The organism is Bradyrhizobium sp. 21 (assembly GCF_023073335.1).
In the GTDB taxonomy this organism is placed as follows: Bacteria; Pseudomonadota; Alphaproteobacteria; order Rhizobiales; family Xanthobacteraceae; genus Bradyrhizobium.
Genome location: NZ_JADPJG010000026.1, coordinates 144,558 through 161,944 on the forward strand (window position 1 = coordinate 144,558; position 17,387 = coordinate 161,944).

The window sequence follows — 17,387 nt, forward strand, 5'->3', positions numbered from 1 at the left end:
GTGGGAAGGGATGAGAGTCAACCGGCCGCCTTCTTCGTCGCGTGCTGATAGAGAAGACACAGCAGCGCCAGCAGCACGGCGGCCGACAGCCCGAGCGACCAGTGAATTCCGATCGCCGCGCCTGATAGCCCCACGGTGATGCCGCTGAACGCCCGCATGCCGAGCCCCGCCATGTTGTAGAGACCGACCACGCGACCGCGGATGTCGGACGGCGCGTTCAGCTGCACCAGCGCCTGCGCCATGGTGTTGAAGGACAGCTCGAAGAAGCCCGCAAAGAACAGCAGCCCGATCGCAACCGGATAGATCCGTACCGAGGCGAAGCCGAGCAGCGCCACGGCCCACAGCATCGCGAGCGTGATCGCGGTGCGCGGCGTGCCCTTCAGCCGTCCCCAGGATTCCAGCGCGATGCCGGCGAGCAGCGCCCCGGCCGCATCGGCCGCGAGCAGCACGCTGTAGGACACGCCGGGATCGCCATGGCCGAGATCGCCGGCAAAGCCCGGCATCTGCGCGTGATAGGCGTTGCCGATCATGAAGGAGGTGAGGCCGGCAAGCCATGTCATTGCGGTCAGCACCGGCTGCGTGCCGATGGCGCGGATGGTCAGCATGATGTCGGCAAGGCCGCGCACGGCGAAGCGCCGCACGGCCACGCTGTTGTCGCGCACCGGCGCCCAGAACAGCCACAGCAGCATCGGCAGATAGAACAGCGTGTTGAAGATGATGCCATGCGATGTGCCGAGCGTGAGCATGATGATTCCGCCGACGGCGGGCCCGACCAGAATGCCGAGATAGCGCGCCATCGCGTTCAGCCGCACTGCGCTCGGCAGATCAGCCGGGCCGACGAGGTCGTAGAGCAGGAGCTGGTTCGGCGTCTGCCACAACACGCCGGCGCAACCATGGATCACCAGCAGCAGCATCGCGTGCCACATCTGGATCGTGTCGGTGATGAAGAAGAAGCCCCATCCGGCGGAGGCCAATATGAACAGCAGCATGCCGCACTGGATGATCCGGCGCGGATCGACCCGGTCGGCGAGCCCGCCGACCGCAACCGAGAACAACAGGAACGGCAGCCAGTGCGACAGCACCGCAAAGCCCGCCAGCGCCGGCGAATGGAATTTCTGGAACACCACCCAGTAGCTGATCACATGCTCGATATTGTCGGCCATCATCGCCAGCACGTAGGCGATGAACTGGAGCCGGTACGGCACCGACTTCATCGCCGCGAACGATCCGGACGCGACCACGGGATTTTGGGGGAGGGGGTTCAAGGGGGAGCACCTGGGTGAGACCCTTGGGGCCTTACACTTCCGCCACCGGCCGCTCAAGACACTTGGGTGTGTGGGGCGGGTAGCCCGGATGAGCGCAGCGATATCCGGGTCTTCCCAAGTCTGATATGCAAGAGGCCGTCAACTAAGGCGGCTTACGGAAGCAGACAATGAATTGTCATTGGGAAAGGATCGGCCGTTTCTCCTCGCCGGGCGAGTTGCAACACTTCCTGCAATGGATGGGCGAACAGATAGCAAGCGGAATGGCCAAGGAAATCGATGCGCCGGCTGATCAACAGGCCATCGCAGGCGAACGATGGTTTCAACACATATCGTCAGGCGCGTGCTGGCGGCTCGTTCCTGCCGATGGCCCATTGGCTCCCGGATTTTGGCCGCTTAAAAATTAAGCCCTTAGCCCGGATGAGCGACGATATCCGGGAGCGCTGCCCCCGCATAACGCTTCGCTCATGCGGGCTACGAGCCGCGGCTTGGCACGCCCGCGCATCTCACATACGCTTCGCCTTAGCCCGCACCACCAACCATAACAAAAGCGGGCAGTGAGGAAACAGCCATGGACCAGATCCGCGTCTGCACCCACGCAGGACCGGGCAGCGAGCCCGTGATCCGTAGCGTGCCATGGCCGAAGGTCGGCCGAAAGGCCGCGCTGATCAAGGTCGGCGCTTGCGGGGTCTGCGGCACCGACCTGCACATCCTCAAAGGTCACTGGCCGAAGCCGCTGCCCTGGCCGTTCACACTCGGCCACGAGATTGGCGGAATCATCGTCGAATGCGGCGATGAATTCATCGAGGATTTCATGAGCAAGCCGCTCAAGGTGGGATCGAAGGTGATGATCCCGCCGCTGATGCCCTGCGGCCACTGCTATTACTGCGTCCATTATCCGCAAGTCGCCAACAAGTGCCTGACGCCGGTCTATTACGGCCGTTATCTCGGCTTCGATAAACCACCTCACATGTGGGGCGGCTGGGCCGAATATGTCTATGTCGATCTCGACATGCTGCCAGGCACCAAGATCTACAGGCTGCCCGATGACATGTCGCTGCGGCTGGGCGCGCTGTCCGAGCCGCTGACGTCCTGCATCCGCGCCTTCAACCGTGCCAGCCGCGCCGGCGGTTTCACTTGGGGCGACACGGTGGTGATCCAGGGCTCGGGCCCGATCGGCATTTTGGCCGTCGCGGCAGCATTGGAGATGGGGGCGGGGCGCGTGATCTGCGTCGGCGCGCCGGAGGAGCCGCGGCTCAAGCTCGCGCGCGAGTTCGGCGCCGAGGCGACGGTGAACATCGACGAGCTGAGGTCACCGCAAGACCGCATCGCGCGCGTGCGTGACATCATCGGCGGCTTCGGCGCCGATCTGGTGATGGATTGCTCGGGCCACCCCTCGGCCGGCCCCGAAGGCATCGAGATGCTGCGCGACGGCGGCACCTATGTCGAGATGGGCCAGTTCACCGACGCCGGCTCGATCGAGACTTCATGGCACCGCATCTGCACCAAGGATATTAACGTGCTGGGCTCCTGGGGTTTTACCGCCAACGATCTGCCGCTCGGCGTCGACATGCTCCATCGCACGGCGGGCAAATATCCCTGGCTGAAGATGCAAACGATCTATCCGTTCACGGAAGACGGCGTCGCGCAGGCGGTCAGGGATGCGATGGCGATGAAGACGGTGAAGTCGACGATCGTGCCATGGCCGGAGCTGGTGGAGTAGGCTAAGGACGAAATTCATAGCGTCTTGACTGCGATAGCAGCTAACGATCGGCCTTGTTCGCGAGGCTAAATCGGCCGAATTCGAAAAATCTGATACGGTGAATTGTTCGCTTCCCAAGTCCGTAACATAGCGTACATGGTCGTTTGGACCAAGGCGTCCCAATCAAAGGCGAGGCGCAAGCCCGATTCGACCTCGCTCGCCCACGTTTGGTGGATGCGCTTGTTGCCAATCATCTTTCGAAGTGCAATTCCGAGAAAAGCCGCAACGTCATGGCCGTTCGCCGTCTGGAGGCAATCGTGTTGTTGTTTTCGTTCGACAGCAATTAGCCTTAGCAATTGATCTTTCGTGCATCGAGTGTTGGACCGGAGAATGATCTCATTCACCAATTGATTGTAATCGACAGAGAGATCGTTAGGGCTGACGAAATCGTCATGTCTTAAGTCTTTGAAGTAAAGCGATAGGTTGTCTCTTGCTGAGACTAGGCGGCAAAATGCCAAAGGAAGCGTGCTGTCAATGACCGCCTCCCTAAGCTTGGATGCATCAGAGTCGAATAATCGCTTTACACGGTCCGCGTCAGCATGTTCGCGAAGATAGCGATCCAGTGCTGAAGAGGTGAATATCGTCAAATCCAAATCGTGCTGATCGGTGAGGTAGATGTTCTCAACCGGATGTTCGATATGGAAAACTCGATCGAAGTCAGCGTCGGCAAGTCCGGCTATTCCTTGAAATGCGTCATCTTCAAGAAGGTCTAAAGCGTCAATGACATTCTTTTTTCCAAACGCTATTTCGACATCGCATTTCTTGGGGTCGACAAATCGATCAAGCGCTCGTGCGTCATCCTCGCCTTCCAGAAGAAGGATTGCTCGTTTGTCGATTTGTCTCAGAAGTCGGATTTGTGCCGCAACATAGTATCCATCAATCTGTCCAATCATATCTATTCGTCCACCGGTCCAAGTTCGACCGTCAAACTGAAGTGCTTGGCTACGACGGCGGGGGAGTGGGTCGCGAGCAGAACGTCGAAAGCATTTAGTTCGATGATTCGCTTCAGGCTTTCGATGAACGACTTTTGCCAGGCAACGTGGAGTGAGAGCTCGGGTTCATCAATTAAGATAAGTGAATTAGGCGTCACCTCGAAAAGAAGATCAAAAACCAAGATTAATTGATGCTGCTCGCCAGAGGAGAGCTTCTCTAGAGGCACTTCGATGTTGGTTCTTGAGGTAATTCGAAAGCCAAGTTCTCGATCGATATGAATTGATTTGTCTATGAAACGCTTATCGATGAGTTCTTTGAATAGATCGAGGCGCGATCGCAGATTGTTGAATACGTCCAGTTTTTGGCTGGTGTCTCTAACGTAGATCTCGAGAGCCATGGCCACGCCGGATTCGATGTTTCCAGGTCGCATAGTGACCGGCTGATATTCCGTATCGATAATGCCCGCACCCATGAGCGCCTCACGACGCTCGTCAAGCCGGGATAGCTCTTGTCTGAGTTCATCTTGGGTTAGCGTTGCCGTTCCTTGCGCTTCGAATACTCGTAACGGAAAAGTTCGGTCCAGCGACTGAGAGAGATTCGCGTACTTTGTAAGTGTGTCCTTCAGAATCGTTCTGAGCGTTTGAGCTTTTTGTTGTATGGCAAGCCCGGTGTCGCGGGCTCGTCGTCGCGGTGGGTATTCACCGAATTCATTCCCGTCTGAACCTGGTTGAAGAACTAAGAGGCGCTGAGTCTCGATTAGATGGCAGTCAAGGTCGCCAACCAGTCTCTTAAATTCATTCGGAATTTCATAATTAAAGGAGGCGAGCAATTTTGGCGGCAGGTTGTAACGAGCCGCGAGGTCTCGTAGCGTTAGCTCCTCCCCATCTGTCTCGTCGATCCACAAGTCGGGGCCCATCTGCTCCCAGCTCGGAGGAATGTATCGACGCATTTCCCTCGCGGCGCGAGGATCAAGAATTGGGGGTGTCCACGTAACTTCATCCTGTCCGCGAATTCGGAGTGAGAATGATAGTGCGCCGCCGCCTGATTTCTCAAGGCGATGTATTCCAATCACCTCGCCGCCTGTGAAGGTAAAGCTTGCGGTACGAAATAGAATGTCACTGAAGTAGGTAAGCCGATTCCGAAAAAGCGCTTCGATGAACTTTAAACAAACGGTCTTCCCGCGACCGTTCGGTCCAATGATTATTGTAATCCGGTCTTTGAGGTTGAGGGAAATTTGATGGTCATAGAGACCGAACAATCCTTCTATCGAGAATTCCATCAATCGTGACGGCATTGCTTCCTCCGGCAGGCTTGATACCATATACTTCTGATTGTGCCAACGACGGACGCGTCCAATTGGGTGGGTTGTGCGGCGCGTCATCTGCGCTTGGCGAAACGTATCTAGCTTCGGTGCGAGGGTTCGGGTTGAAGGCCATCGTGCAGGAGGGCTGACCACGTAACCCCTGTGCTGGGGTCTTGGGGCTTCATCGGCAATGATTTGCCGCTCGGCGTCGATCGCACGGCGGGCAAATACCCCTGGCTAAGATGCAGACGATCTGGGGTTTTTCGTTGGCCAAGAGACCGTGTCTCGGGATGAGCGCGTCATCTGGTCGATGAGCTACAGTGGTGGCGTCCGCGCGGAGATCACCGATCGAGACACCTTCCTTGGTATCTACAAATTCCTGCGCCAGGCGCTGCTGGCCGTATCCGTCGAGGAGCCGTACCGGGGGCCGCGCCTCTTCGAGCAGGCGGACATGGTCTACCGCAATGAGGTCGAAGGCTCGCTCGATCGCTTCCACGGCATCGAGACGATCTCGCGGCATGATGGAGCGCTGCTTTACGAGTTGCGCTATGGTGGTGGTTTGCTGCGATAATTTTTGAGCTCGTAGCCTGGATGCAGCGTAGCGTAATCCGGGGCCGCCGGTCCCGTATTCCACTGCGTTCCATACGGGCTACGAGTCGGAGTTTGGAATGAAGGACGAGATGACGACCGAACCAATCCAACGCACCCGCTCTCCCTTCCGCGCCATTCGCGCGATCGACTACACGGTCATCTTTGTGCGCGACATGGCGGTGATGCGCCGCTTCTACGAGGACGTCCTCGCGTTTCCGCTGCTGCGCGAGTTGTCGCCGAACTGGATCGAGTATGGCTTGGGCGGCAACACGCTGGCTCTCGCAAAGCCGAGCCGGACCGCGGCCGATGCGCCGACGCCAGCGGGCAGCGCCTCGCTGCAACTGGCCTTCAAGGTGTCCGCAGCCGAAGTCGATGCGGGCGCCGACGAACTCTTGCGACAGGGCGTGACGCTGTTGTCGCCGCCGACGAACCAGGCGTTCGGACATCGCACGCTGTTCTTCCGCGACCCCGATGGCAATCTGCTGGAGGTCTATGCCGAGATCTGAGTGCGTGGAGCCGCCCCGATGCCCAAAAGGTTCCACCTGATATCCGCGAGTTATTCACGCCGAGGTGAAACTTAGGCCCTAGTTCCGGCTTTCACTTCACGGGAGAGGTACCGTGAAGCGAATCCTGCAACCCATCACATACATCCTTGCTGCCCTCTACTTCCTGGTGGATGCGGTCTTCATCGCCGTGGCGAGGCCAATTTCACGTTGGATTGGGCGGCATTTCCAATTCAGGCGATTGCGCGCCTGGATCAGATCGTTGCCGCCTTATCCGTCGCTCGCCCTTTTTTCCGTGCCCGTGATCATTCTGGAGCCGATCAAGCCGGTGGCGGCCTATCTTGCGGCAACCGGTCAATTCGTGAGCGGCGCGGCGACCTTCATCGTCGGCGAGCTGCTCAAGCTCGTGCTGGTCGAGCGTCTGTTCCATCTCACGCGTGACAAGCTGATGCGGATTCCGGCTTTCGCCTGGGCGTACGGCAAGTTCGCCGACATGAAGGCGTGGCTACAGGCAACCGAGGCTTGGCGCGCCATCCGCGCCTTGAGCCGCGCGGCGAGGGACAGCCTTGCGCGGGTCAGGGCAAGGCTGGCCGGCGGCGTCAACAAGCTGGCAGCCTCCAGGGAATAGGACAAGGGAGCTGGTCTCTATGCGAGCTTGCGCGCCGCGGCGGTGGCCTTGTCGCCTGTGTTCGGCGTGCCGCTCGGCTCGATGAGCAGGAGGTGAACCTCTTCGCGTGCTACCGGGCGGTGCTCGATACCCTTGGGCACGACGTAGAGTTCGCCCGGACCGAGCCTCACGGTGCGATCCCGCAATTCGATGTCCAGGTTGCCTTTCAGGACGAGAAAGAAATCGTCCGTGTCCTCGTGCTTGTGCCAGGTGAATTCGCCCTTCACCTTCACCACCATGACATCGCAATCGTTGAAGGTCGTGATCGTGCGCGGGGACCAGAAATCCTGAAAAGTAGCGAGCTTGTCGGCAAGTGATATGCTGTCGGCCATGTTTCACCTGTATCTCAACTGAAGACGTCATGCGTGCATTCCCGGCACGTCCGATCGCCCGCAATTTAGGCGAGATGGCTGCCAAAATCTGCGGATCCGGCGCAAAAGCTCTCAAAAGGCGCTAAAACGGCTCCAATCGCCGGGCGGGGCGGCGGCGAGCGCGTTCACCGTATGGCCAACGCCATGCATCATAGGCATGGCGATTTGCCCGCACCTGGCGTAAAGAGCGTCCAAATCAAATCGCTACGCGTGCGATTGGGCATTCTGCCGCGCACGCAGCTTCTCAGGCCCCTCGGCTTGCCGTTTCGCGCCTGAATCAACCAAGGTTTCCCATCCCGTGTCTTTTCCGGCTCTGACCCCGCCGCTCGCCCGCGCTTTGGCTGAGCGGAATTATGATTCTCCGACCCCCGTTCAGCTCGCCGTGCTCGCGGACGAAGCAGCCGACCGCGACCTGTTGGTTTCGGCCCAGACCGGATCCGGGAAGACCCTGGCTTATGGCCTCGCGATGGCCAAGGATCTGCTCGGTGACGCCGAGCGGTTCGAGCGGGCGGGTGCACCTCTGGCCCTGATCGTGGCGCCGACCCGCGAGCTCGCACTGCAGGTCCATCGCGAGCTGGCCTGGCTGTACGAGCATGCGAACGGGCGCGTCGTCTCCTGCGTCGGCGGCATGGATCCGCGGCGCGAGCAGCGCGAGCTTGAGGCCGGCGCTCACATCGTCGTCGGCACGCCCGGCCGGTTGTGCGACCATTTGCGGCGCCGCCGTCTGGATATTTCGGAATTGAAGGTGGTCGTCCTCGACGAGGCCGACGAGATGCTCAATCTCGGCTTTCGCGAGGACATGGAGTTCATCCTCAAGACCACGCCGGACACCCGCCGCACCCTGATGTTCTCGGCGACGTTCCCGCGCGGCATCGTCGCGCTCGCCAAGCAGTATCAACAGCAGGCGTTCCGGATCGAGGTCGCCGGCGACGAGGGCGGCCACGCCGATATCGAGTATCGCGCGATCCGCATCGCGCCCGGCGATGCCGAGCACGCGGTCGTCAACGTGCTGCGCTTCTACGAGGCGCCGAGCGCTCTGGTGTTCTGCAGCACGCGCGATCACGTCAGGCATTTGCAGGCAGCGCTCTTGGAGCGCGGCTTCTCCGTGGTCGCGCTGTCCGGCGAATTGACGCAGAACGAGCGAACCACGGCGCTGCAGTCGCTGCGGGACGGACGTTCGCGCGTCTGCGTGGCGACCGACGTCGCCGCGCGCGGCATCGACCTGCCGAGCCTCGACCTCGTCATTCACGCCGACCTGCCCAACGATGCCGAGGTCATGCAGCATCGCTCGGGCCGAACGGGGCGCGCGGGCCGCAAGGGGACAAGCGTCCTGCTGGTGCCGCCCGTGCGGCGCAGGCGGGCGGAAATGCTGCTGAACGTCTCGGGGATCGACGCCGTCTGGGGGACGGCGCCGCAGCCGGATGAGATCCGCAAGCTCGATCACGAGCGCATGAAGGACGTGTTGTTCACCGAGGAGACGACCGCCGACGATCTGGCGCTGGCGCAGGCATTGCTGGCCGAGCGGTCGGCCGAGGATATCGCCGCGTCCCTCGCGCGGCTCTATCGCGCGCGGCTGCCGTCGCCGGAGGACATCCTCGATCCCGGCGAGCGGAGCAGCCGGCCGCGCGAAGATCGCGGTCGCAACGATCGCGGGTCGCGCGACGATGTCCGCGCTTCGCGCGGCGATGATCGGCGCGATGATCGTCCTGCGGGGCCGCGAGCGAAGGCGGGGAAATCCTCGCCGCGTCACGGCATGGGCGAGGCTACCGTCTGGTTCCGGGCCAACATCGGGCGACGCAAGAATGCGGAAGCGCGCTGGCTGTTGCCGATGATCTGCCGCCGCGGCGGCATCGACAAGAACGATATCGGCGCCATCAAGATCATGGACACCACGACCGAGTTCGAGATTTCCGAGCGGGTCGCGGAATCCTTCGCCGTCAAGATCAAGCGTCCGGACAAGGAAGACAATATCCGCCTCGAGCCGATGGCGGATGCGCCGCAGCGGCAGGCGCCCTCGGAAGAGCGGCCCCGCCCGCCTCGGCGCGAGAGCGCCGACGGCGATCACCGTGAGCGCCAGGGCGACCGCACGCGCGAGCCAAGCGGGTTCAAAGCGCACGGCAAACCGCCCGGCAAACCATACGACAAGGCGCATAGCGAGCGCGCGCCGAAATTCGACGAGGCTCCTTCTTTCGCAAAGAAAAAGAAGCACAAGAACAAGCCGGGCCACGCAGAGCCTGCGGTCACCCCGTGGCCCGGGAAGGGCGCGCCGGGGAAGAAGGCGAAGAAGAAGCATCGCGGCTGAGCCGGGTAGGGAGCTTACGTCGCAGCGAGATCTCGGAGCATGTAGGTCGCGTTGCTGCCATAGGATGCGAGCCCTGCACGCAGCCCCGCATCCGCCGTGACGGCGCGAAAGCCGAGACGTTGCCACAGCGGCCGCGTGGCGTAGATCGAGACCAGCGCCAGCGTTGCGATGCCCGACGCGCGCGCGAGATCCTCGATCGCAGCGACATAGTCGCGCACGACGCCGCCGCGGAAATTCGGTAGCACCGCGACGTCGTGCACATAGAGGCAATCCGCGTCGCCGGGCAGTCGTTCGAGCAAGCCGTCGAGCGGCGGAATCCGGTGCTGCGTCCAGGGATGGGCAAGTCCGTAGCCGACGATCCCGTCGTCTGCGGCAAGCACGCGGCAGCCATCCGGATAAAGCCGCATCTTTTCGGCGAGCACCTCGGGTCTCTCGGGGAGATCGGGATGGATGCGCGCTGCGATGGCGCCGATCGCGGGCAGGTCGGAGGTGCGCGCGGGACGCCAATGCGGCTTGCTCATGTCGATCCGTCGTTCGGTCTCAATCATCCGAGTTTATTCCGCCGCGACGCTGCGCGCAGCGGAAAAAGTTCTTGGCCTCCGCTGCAGGAAGGCGACGGCTCGCGCGGCGCCAAGGTCCAAAAAGGCCGGCGACATCACCGGCGACGGCTTCCGAGCGGCATGTTCCGCCAGTGCGCCTTGTAATCGGCGGGTTCGTCGCCATCTCGAGCTGACACCAGGCCGAAAGGGCATTTCGAATGAAGTTCCGTGTCGGATTCGAAATGCTGTATGATTTTCCGCAGCCAACGCCGATGTTCATGGTGGTGGGCACGCATTTCACGCGCGCCTCGGATGTCATCGTGCCGGACTTCGTCACCACCACGCCCGCGGTCGAGATCACGCCTTATCGCGACGTGTTCGGCAATTGGTGCAGCCGCATGGTCGCGCCGGCGGGGCGCCTGCGCCTTGCCGGGGATGGCATCGTTCGCGACAGCGGCCTGCCGGATCCGGTGTTTGCCTCGGCCGTTCAGCACAGCATCGAAGAGCTGCCTGCCGATACGCTGGTTTACCTGCTCGGCAGCCGGTACTGCGAAACCGACCGGCTTTCGGAGATTGCCTGGCAGTTGTTCGAGAGGACGCCTCCGGGTTGGGCGCGGGTGCAGGCGATCTGCGATTTCGTTCACCGCCACATCGTCTTCGGCCACGAGCATGCGCGCGCCACCAAGACGGCGTGGGAGGCGTACCAGGAAGGCAATGGCGTTTGCCGCGACTATGCCCATCTGGCAATCGCGTTCTGCCGCTGCATGAACATTCCCGCGCGGTATTGCACCGGCTATCTGAGCGATGTCGGCACGCCGCCGCCTTGGCCGGTGAGCGATTTCGCCGGGTGGTTTGAGGCTTTCATCGGTGGGCGCTGGCACACTTTCGACCCACGCAACAACGTGCCGCGCCAGGGGCGTATCCTGATCGCCCAGGGGCGCGATGCCTGCGACGTTCCGATCACGCAGACTTTTGGGCCGAACGAGCTGGTCAGCTTCAAGGTCTGGACCGACGAGATCGCGTAAGGACCGGTCATCCCCGCCGGCGCGCCTGGCTCACGCAGCCGGCGCCGGCACCAGTCCGTAGCGCAGCATCGTCTCTTTCATCTTCGCGGGATCGGGTGGCGCGCCGGTCGACAGGAGCACGGCCATCTCCGAGAAATATTGCGGTCCCAGCACGCCGGGGCTCAGGATGCACAGGCATGTCGCCGGCCCGGTCGAGCGGTTGGCAAAGCCGTGCACGATCCCCCGCCTGATGAAGACGGATTCGCCGGGCCCAAGATCGGTCTGTGCGCCGTCGATCGTCCAGGTCGAGACGCCGGATAGTCCGTAGATCGTTTCGTCCCACCGGTCGTGATAGTGCGGGATCGGCATCCGCGCATTCGGTTGCAGCGTCATTTCGAAGATGTCGACGCTGCCGCCGGTGTCGTCCTTGCTGTGCAGGAAGCGGAGTTGAAGTACGCCGAAATTGATGATGTCGGACATTGCTGTTTCGTCCAGATGAAAGGCTGCATCGAGTCCGCGGCTCTGGCTCAGCTCGAAATGAAAGCTAGCGCAGCCCCTCATACACCATCAGCCCGCGTGCGATCTGCAATTTGCGGATCGCGCGCGGCAGGAATTTCTCCGGCTGGTGCAGATAGCGCCAGGAAACGAGGGTGAACGGACCAAGCGCGCCGCATTCGTCGTCGAACGGCGCGAGCACGCCTGTCACGCTCACCGGCGTATGCGGGCGGGCGTTGAACGGCAGCAGCAGCAACTCGAGATGCGCCTTGCTGCCGTCCTCGCGCGCCGCGGTGATACCGGCGATCGCGCCGAGGCTCTCGTCGGCGACGATGGTCGTGATCTCCTCGATCTCGCGGCGGCTCGCCTCGTTGAACAGCGCCGCAAAGCTCGAATCCTTGAGGTCGAGCCCGGCAAGCGCGCAGACACGCGTGCCGGCAACGCGGAACGGGAAGCCGAGCTTCGGTTCGCAGGAGAGGACAAAAATGTCGCCGAGCAGGCCGCGCACGGCGGCCGGATCGATATCGGCCCGGTCAGGGGCCCGCGCAGTGCCGCGCTTCTTGTCCCAATACGCGAAGAATTCGCGGCTCGACGGATGTTTCATGACTGAACGCTTACCCCGGGGCGGAACCTCGCGGGACAAACCTGTCCCGCTTCAGTGCAGCCGCGATCCCTGTGTTGTTGTGCAGGAGGGGCTTTGCAGCGTCCATGCCGTGGAGGCGTTTTCGGCTCCCTTGGCGCCGCCTTTGCGTCGTTAACGTTAAATTAACTATGCGCTTTCCGTGCGCTGCCCCACTGCTATGGTGACCGCGGTCGCAAGCCTCGCCGCTTTGCTCCAGGTTCTCGGCGAGGCCTGTACACAGGCGTCAAACAGTTTGGTCACGGGCCGCGGGGAGGGGTGGGGATACTCCTTATTCCTCCGGGGTCCCGGAAGTCCGACACGGACAGGCAGGGCTTCCCAGGGCCCTGCCTTTTCCTTTTGTGCACTTGCGCAAGGCCGGCAAAGGCGACTATCTCCAAGCGTAGCGCTCCGATCGGGCCTGAAAGCGAAGCTGCCTTGGATTCCCCGCAAGATTTTCCGCCGCAAGATCCTCAGCTGGAGGTGCCGGCCGCCCATGAGGGGGCTCCGCGCGAGCCGATCCTGACGCTGCCGATCGCGCTGACCGCCTATATCCTCCTGCTCGCGGTGATCCATCTGCGGGTGCTGCTGCCGCCGGAACTGGAAAACTGGACCATCGACGTCTTCGGCTTCATCCCCAAGCGCTACGATGCCTCGCTGCTCAATCTGCAGATCCCCGGCGGGGCCGGCGCCAAGGTCTGGACCTTCGTCACCTATTCGCTGCTGCACGCCAATCTGACGCATCTCGGCTTCAACGTGCTGTGGCTGCTGCCGTTCGGCAGCGCGCTGGCGCGGCGTTTTGGCGCCATCAGATTCTTCCTGTTCCTGGCGGTGACGGCGGCGGCCGGCGCGCTCGCCCATCTCGTCACCCATGAGCATGCGGTCGCGCCGATGATCGGCGCCTCGGCCTCGGTGTCCGGCGCGATGGCGGCGGCGATGCGCTTCGCCTTCGTGCGCGGCAGCTTCCTGTCGTTCAGCCGATCGGACGCCGATACCGCCGCAAGAGTTCCGGCACTGCCGCTGTCGCGTGCGCTGCGTGACGGACGGGTGCTCGGCTTCCTCGCGGTGTGGTTCGGCGTCAACATCGTCTTCGGCGTCGGTGCGATCGGCGTCGATTCCGAGACCACGAGCGTCGCCTGGCAGGCACATATCGGCGGCTTCCTCGCCGGCCTGTTGCTGTTTGCGCTGTTCGATCCCGTGCCGCGCGTGCGAAGCGATGCTGCAGATGCGTCATCACAGGACATTTCCGACCGTGTTTGAAGCGGCGCTTGCGGCGCCGCCCGAATTCATCCATCATTCCCGAGAAGAATGTTCCGAAGCTGCAAGCCGCTAGCGGCGATGCTTCGCACAGCGCACGAGCGTGAAACCTGCGCTGAAACTGTTAGTTGAAGACTCGAAGAACAAAGTCCGGACCGCCAAAAGGCGGACGGCTCCGATTCAGGGAGGCGACAATGACGGTACGTTCGATTCTCAACACCAAGGGCCACCAGATCATGAGCGTCGAGCCCGACGCCAAGCTCTCGGTTGCGGTCAAGCTGCTCGGTGAGAAGAAGATCGGCGCGGTGCTGGTGATGAACCAGAGCCGGCTGGAAGGCATCCTGTCGGAGCGCGACATCGTGCGCGTGATCGGCGAGCGCGGCGCCGGCGCGCTGGATGAGCCGGTCTCTCAGGTCATGACCCGCAAGGTCGTCACCTGCAAGGAGACCGACACGGTCGCCGAGCTCATGGAGATGATGACCAAAGGCAAGTTCCGCCATCTGCCCGTGATCGACAGCGGCAAGGTGGTCGGCCTGATCTCGATCGGCGACATCGTCAAGCGCCGGGTGCAGGAATACGAGTCAGAGCAGGAAGCCCTGCGCGACTACATCAAGACGGCCTGACCGGACTTCACGCGTCCGCTTTGGGCGCGCCGCCCGCAGGCGGCGGCGCGAGCACCTCGATCGCCTCCTGGATCGACTCCAGCGCGCGCTCGGCGGCGCGGGTCCCGTGCGCGATCAGGTCCTCGACGCGGTGGAAGTCGAACCAGCCGAACTGGCCGATACGCGGCGAGATCAAGAGGTCCGGCGGATCGCCGGCGAGGCGGGCGCGGGTGATGCGGTCTTGCATGATGTTGAAGGCGTCGACCATCACCGAGGAGATGCCGGGCCGTCCGTCGCCGCCGCCGAAGAACTCGCGCTTCATGGTTTTCTCGGCCGAGAACAATCTCGGAAAGCGCCGCTTGGTCGTCGCATCTTCGGCTGCTGGAATGACCGGCTCGGGCGCGGCGCCGTGCGAATGGATCGTCGTGGAATGGGCGAAGACGTCGCTGGAAAGATTTGCGGCGATGACGATTTCGGCGCCGAGCGCGCGGGCAGCCGAGACCGGCACCGGGTTCACCAGCGCGCCGTCGACCAGCCAGCGGTCGCCGATCAGCACGGGCGAGAAGATGCCGGGAAGCGCATAGGACGCTCGCATCGCATCGACCACGCGGCCGCGGGTCAGCCAGATCTCGTGGCCGGTGCGGACCTCGGTTGCCACGGAGGCGAACTTGATCGGGAGGTCCTCGATCAGGGTGTGGCCGATCGCCTCCTCCAGCCGGATGGCGAGCTTCTCGCCGCCGATCAGGCCGGAGCCGTTGAGGCGGACGTCGAGGTAGCCGAGAATGTTGCGCATCCCCTGCAGGCTGCGACCCCATTCTTCGAGCGTATCGAGCCGGCCGGCCGCAAACAGCCCGCCGGCCACGGCACCGATCGAGGTCCCGACCACGACGTCAGGCACGATGCCGTTGGCAACCAAGGTTCGCAGGATCCCGATATGGGCAAAGCCGCGCGCCGCGCCGCCTCCGAGAGCGAGCCCGATGACGGGTTTGCGAATACCGCCGAGCCCGACCTTCTCGCCGTTCGCACCCCGACCTTTCAATATATCCAACACCGAAACTCTCCTACGCGGGGGCTCGCCCTTACCATCAGACTAGGCACCACGCTCGCGCTCCGCCAGAACCGGGGCGAAGCATGGTTTATGCCGGTTTGGGAAGGGCACTTGGCAGGAGTATGGCGAGGAGGCGGCTGCCTCTGGGGGTAATCACGCAGGCGTCAACCGGGTTCCAATTACCGTGATGGGCCGTATTTCTTGGGGTTTTAGAGGCTTGAATTTGCCGCGTTTTCGGTGAAAAGCAGGTGGCATGACTTTCGGGGGTGACGGCATCATCGGATGGCGGCGCAGCGTATCGCTGCTGCCGACCCTGATCCTTGCGGCCTGCCTCTATGCCCCTGGCCAAAATGCTGCGCAGGCGCAGCTTTTCTCCGATCGTCCGCCGCCGGTGCCGCCCGCTTCGGTGCCCGAGCCCGGCGGCGCCGTCAGCCTGGCGCCGCCCTCCGGCCCGGGTGCCGGACCCCTGAGCCTGCCGCCGACCCTGATGCAGCCGACGACCCCCAGCATGCCGCCGCCCGCGGTCACGACCGTGCCGTCCGCACCGCCGCTCAACGCGGCCGTGCCCGGACAGGGCGTGCTGTCGCTGACCGCGAAATACGGCAAGGACACCCCCGCGATCACCAGCGGTCTGGTCTGGCGCGTATTTGCCGATCGTCCCGACGAGAACGGCACCTTCAAGCTGATCCGCGAGGACCGCAACGCCACGCCCAACATCGTGCTGCCGCCCGGCAATTACGTCGTGCACGTCGCCTTCGGCCTCGTCAGCGCGGTGCGCACCGTCAGCCTGAAGGCCGAGACCGACCGCGAATCCTTCGTGCTGCCGGCCGGCGGCCTGCGCATCGAGGGCCGCGTCGGCACCAGTCGCATTCCGCAGAACCAGATCTCGTTCGCGATCTACAAGGGCAGCCAGTTCGAATCCGGCGAGCGGGCCTCCCTGGTGCCGAACGTCGCTGCCGGCGACGTCGTGTTGCTGCCGGAAGGCACCTACTACATCATCTCGAACTACGGCGACGCCAATTCGGTGGTGCGCTCGGACATCCGCGTCCAGGCCAGCAAGCTCACCGACGTCACCATCACCCACCGCGCCGCCGTCATCACGCTCAAGCTGGTCAGCGACCGGGGCGGCGAGGCGCTCGCCAACACCGCCTGGTCGGTGCTGACGCCTGGCGGCGACGTCATCAAGGAATCGATCGGCGCCTTCCCGCGCGTCGTGCTCTCCGAAGGCGAATACCGCGCCATCGCCAAGAACGAGGGCAAGGTCTACGAGCGCGGCTTCAACGTCGTCAACGGCGTCGACGGCGAAGTGGAAGTCGTCGCGCGGTAGGGCCGTCTTTCGTATCCGAACGCGGTGCGGCACGAAGCGACGCTCCGCAGGCCCTCGACCAGCAGGGCGCTCATCCTGAGGAGGCCAGTCTTGCACACATCATCGTACCGCGCTTCTCGTCCAGCGCACCAATCAGCGTACTCGGCGAGAAGTCCGGTGAGCATTTGCTAACCGGCCTCCGACGCCTGTGTTCCGATTTGAATACCTCTGTCAGCGCTACCAAGCTGCGTCAGCGCCGCACACACCGGCGTCACCGGTTTATTCCAGAGGGCCGCAACTTCGTGATAGCGGTGCAAGATACCTATTTCCGATAATCAATTTTATCCTCTTTCCATCCTGCTGCGTTATATGTCGCTCTCATGGGGAGGCCGGAGCAGACTCGTGGGTCTGCGGTTCCGGCAAGGAGCAGGGGACCAAGCTCGTCGGCATGTTCGAAGTGATCCTCACCAAGCGTAAGCGATTTGGCTGGCGGTGGCAGGTGTGCGACCAGGGCGGCAAGATATTTGCCGACGGCTTCGAGCGCACCCGGCCGTCCGCCAAATATCATGGCGAGCGCGCATTGTTCTTCCTGTTGTCCCAGGCTCATCTGCGCAACCGCTCCGCGGCCTCAAGCGAGGACTAGCGGCGCGCGCAGCTACAAGACCTTGTGTTGCCCGTCGGGCAAAACACCCAAATTGTCGGTCAACGGCGCCGTCAAAAAATATTCCACTTTACCGAATTTCGGAAACGGCGTATGTGTCGCGGCAACCCGGCCCAAGGAAGAGGGGCGTATCGCGATCGTCACGAACGCGGGCCGGGCGGC

18 protein-coding genes are annotated in these 17,387 nt (G+C 62.6%); 10 read left to right on the forward strand and 8 right to left on the reverse strand.

Going from position 1 to position 17,387, the window contains the following annotated elements; all coding sequences use genetic code 11:
• Positions 1 to 17: 17 nt before the first annotated feature.
• Positions 18 to 1,265 (reverse strand): MFS transporter, encoded by a 1,248-nt coding sequence (locus IVB31_RS21895; RefSeq protein ID WP_256464340.1) that lies wholly within the window; start codon positions 1,263 to 1,265, stop codon positions 18 to 20.
• Between the two features lie 568 nt (positions 1,266 to 1,833).
• Between IVB31_RS21895 and IVB31_RS21900 the strand changes: the two genes are divergently transcribed.
• Entirely contained in the window at positions 1,834 to 2,985 is a 1,152-nt protein-coding gene (locus IVB31_RS21900) for a zinc-binding dehydrogenase (RefSeq protein WP_247327131.1), read from the forward strand.
• 65 nt (positions 2,986 to 3,050) lie between these two features.
• Here the strand turns inward: IVB31_RS21900 and IVB31_RS21905 are convergent, their stop codons facing one another.
• Positions 3,051 to 3,917, reverse strand: coding sequence for a DUF4435 domain-containing protein (locus IVB31_RS21905; RefSeq protein WP_247327133.1), 867 nt, complete (start codon positions 3,915 to 3,917; stop codon positions 3,051 to 3,053).
• A 2-nt stretch (positions 3,918 to 3,919) separates the two neighbouring features.
• The gene (locus IVB31_RS21910; RefSeq protein ID WP_247327138.1) at positions 3,920 to 5,278 is read right to left on the reverse strand and encodes an AAA family ATPase; all 1,359 of its coding nucleotides are present in this window, start codon (positions 5,276 to 5,278) and stop codon (positions 3,920 to 3,922) included.
• A 262-nt stretch (positions 5,279 to 5,540) separates the two neighbouring features.
• On the opposite strand from IVB31_RS21910, the gene IVB31_RS21915 reads away from it, so the two are divergent.
• From IVB31_RS21915 to IVB31_RS21925, 3 genes are all read left to right on the forward strand, one after another.
• Positions 5,541 to 5,831 carry a DUF5680 domain-containing protein gene (locus tag IVB31_RS21915; RefSeq protein ID WP_247327141.1) on the forward strand — a complete coding sequence of 97 codons (291 nt, stop codon included), beginning with the start codon at positions 5,541 to 5,543 and terminating at the stop codon, positions 5,829 to 5,831.
• Between the two features lie 97 nt (positions 5,832 to 5,928).
• On the forward strand, positions 5,929 to 6,357 hold the full coding sequence (locus IVB31_RS21920; protein WP_247327144.1) for a VOC family protein: 429 nt from the start codon (positions 5,929 to 5,931) through the stop codon (positions 6,355 to 6,357).
• A 112-nt stretch (positions 6,358 to 6,469) separates the two neighbouring features.
• Positions 6,470 to 6,982, forward strand: coding sequence for a hypothetical protein (locus IVB31_RS21925; RefSeq protein WP_247327146.1), 513 nt, complete (start codon positions 6,470 to 6,472; stop codon positions 6,980 to 6,982).
• A 17-nt stretch (positions 6,983 to 6,999) separates the two neighbouring features.
• Here IVB31_RS21925 and IVB31_RS21930 read toward each other — a convergent pair whose 3' ends face one another.
• A complete protein-coding gene (locus tag IVB31_RS21930) occupies positions 7,000 to 7,353 on the reverse strand; it encodes a cupin domain-containing protein (RefSeq protein WP_247327149.1) in 354 nt (117 codons plus the stop codon).
• Positions 7,354 to 7,690: 337 nt separating this feature from the next.
• Here IVB31_RS21930 and IVB31_RS21935 point away from each other — a divergent pair, with 337 nt between their 5' ends.
• Positions 7,691 to 9,694 carry a DEAD/DEAH box helicase gene (locus IVB31_RS21935; protein WP_247327152.1) on the forward strand — a complete coding sequence of 668 codons (2,004 nt, stop codon included), beginning with the start codon at positions 7,691 to 7,693 and terminating at the stop codon, positions 9,692 to 9,694.
• A 14-nt stretch (positions 9,695 to 9,708) separates the two neighbouring features.
• On the opposite strand, the gene IVB31_RS21940 is transcribed toward IVB31_RS21935, so the two are convergent.
• The gene (locus IVB31_RS21940) at positions 9,709 to 10,215 is read right to left on the reverse strand and encodes a GNAT family N-acetyltransferase (RefSeq protein ID WP_247327686.1); all 507 of its coding nucleotides are present in this window, start codon (positions 10,213 to 10,215) and stop codon (positions 9,709 to 9,711) included.
• Positions 10,216 to 10,451: 236 nt separating this feature from the next.
• Between IVB31_RS21940 and IVB31_RS21945 the strand changes: the two genes are divergently transcribed.
• Positions 10,452 to 11,258, forward strand: a complete 807-nt coding sequence (locus IVB31_RS21945; protein WP_247327154.1) for a transglutaminase family protein — start codon at positions 10,452 to 10,454, stop codon at positions 11,256 to 11,258.
• A 30-nt stretch (positions 11,259 to 11,288) separates the two neighbouring features.
• Here the strand turns inward: IVB31_RS21945 and IVB31_RS21950 are convergent, their stop codons facing one another.
• On the reverse strand, positions 11,289 to 11,717 hold the full coding sequence (locus IVB31_RS21950; protein WP_247327162.1) for a cupin domain-containing protein: 429 nt from the start codon (positions 11,715 to 11,717) through the stop codon (positions 11,289 to 11,291).
• Between the two features lie 64 nt (positions 11,718 to 11,781).
• Entirely contained in the window at positions 11,782 to 12,336 is a 555-nt protein-coding gene (locus tag IVB31_RS21955) for a PAS domain-containing protein (protein WP_247327166.1), read from the reverse strand.
• A gap of 453 nt (positions 12,337 to 12,789) precedes the next feature.
• On the opposite strand from IVB31_RS21955, the gene IVB31_RS21960 reads away from it, so the two are divergent.
• Both IVB31_RS21960 and IVB31_RS21965 read left to right on the forward strand, forming a co-directional pair.
• A complete protein-coding gene (locus IVB31_RS21960; protein WP_247327169.1) occupies positions 12,790 to 13,611 on the forward strand; it encodes a rhomboid family intramembrane serine protease in 822 nt (273 codons plus the stop codon).
• Between the two features lie 191 nt (positions 13,612 to 13,802).
• Positions 13,803 to 14,231 (forward strand): CBS domain-containing protein, encoded by a 429-nt coding sequence (locus tag IVB31_RS21965; protein WP_247327171.1) that lies wholly within the window; start codon positions 13,803 to 13,805, stop codon positions 14,229 to 14,231.
• 7 nt (positions 14,232 to 14,238) lie between these two features.
• On the opposite strand, the gene IVB31_RS21970 is transcribed toward IVB31_RS21965, so the two are convergent.
• On the reverse strand, positions 14,239 to 15,261 hold the full coding sequence (locus IVB31_RS21970; protein WP_247327173.1) for a patatin-like phospholipase family protein: 1,023 nt from the start codon (positions 15,259 to 15,261) through the stop codon (positions 14,239 to 14,241).
• 250 nt (positions 15,262 to 15,511) lie between these two features.
• Between IVB31_RS21970 and IVB31_RS21975 the strand changes: the two genes are divergently transcribed.
• The gene (locus tag IVB31_RS21975; RefSeq protein WP_247327187.1) at positions 15,512 to 16,585 is read left to right on the forward strand and encodes a hypothetical protein; all 1,074 of its coding nucleotides are present in this window, start codon (positions 15,512 to 15,514) and stop codon (positions 16,583 to 16,585) included.
• A 427-nt stretch (positions 16,586 to 17,012) separates the two neighbouring features.
• Entirely contained in the window at positions 17,013 to 17,207 is a 195-nt protein-coding gene (locus IVB31_RS21980) for a hypothetical protein (RefSeq protein ID WP_247327190.1), read from the forward strand.
• The last annotated feature ends 180 nt before the right edge of the window (positions 17,208 to 17,387 follow it).